1 protein-coding gene is annotated in these 453 nt (G+C 73.7%); it reads left to right on the forward strand.

Going from position 1 to position 453, the window contains the following annotated elements; genetic code table 11:
• On the forward strand, positions 1 to 453 hold a 453-nt coding region (locus QRT03_RS32010; RefSeq protein ID WP_286057225.1), incomplete at its 3' end, for a helix-turn-helix domain-containing protein.

The following is a 453-nucleotide window of genomic DNA, read 5'->3' on the forward strand; positions in this document are numbered from 1 at the left end:
GTGCCGCCCGAGGTCGCCGCGCAGCCGACCGGCCCCGCCCGTCGGGTCTCCGGGCTGCGCCGCGAGGAGGTCGCCCTCCTGGCGGGGGTCAGCACGGACTACTACGTGCGCCTCGAGCAGGGCCGCGAACGGCACCCGTCCCGGCAGGTGCTGATCTCGATCGCGCGCGCTCTGCACCTCGACGACCAGGCCGTCGCCCACCTTCTGCGCATCGGGTTCCCCGACCTGCACCCGACGGCAGCACCGGTCACCCGCGTCGCTCCGGAGCTGCAGCGGCTCCTGGACCGGATGGCGAACGTGCCGGCGTTCGTCGTCGGCCCCGGCCAGGACGTCCTGGCCGCCAACGCACCGGCCACCGCGGTGTATCGGGGCTTCGCCGCCTTCGACAACCTGCTGCGGATGATCTTCCTCGACCCGGTCGCCCGGGACTTCTACCTCGACTGGGACCAGGCG

It is taken from the genome of Actinomycetospora termitidis (assembly GCF_030286555.1).
Taxonomy (GTDB): domain Bacteria; phylum Actinomycetota; class Actinomycetes; order Mycobacteriales; family Pseudonocardiaceae; genus Actinomycetospora; species Actinomycetospora termitidis.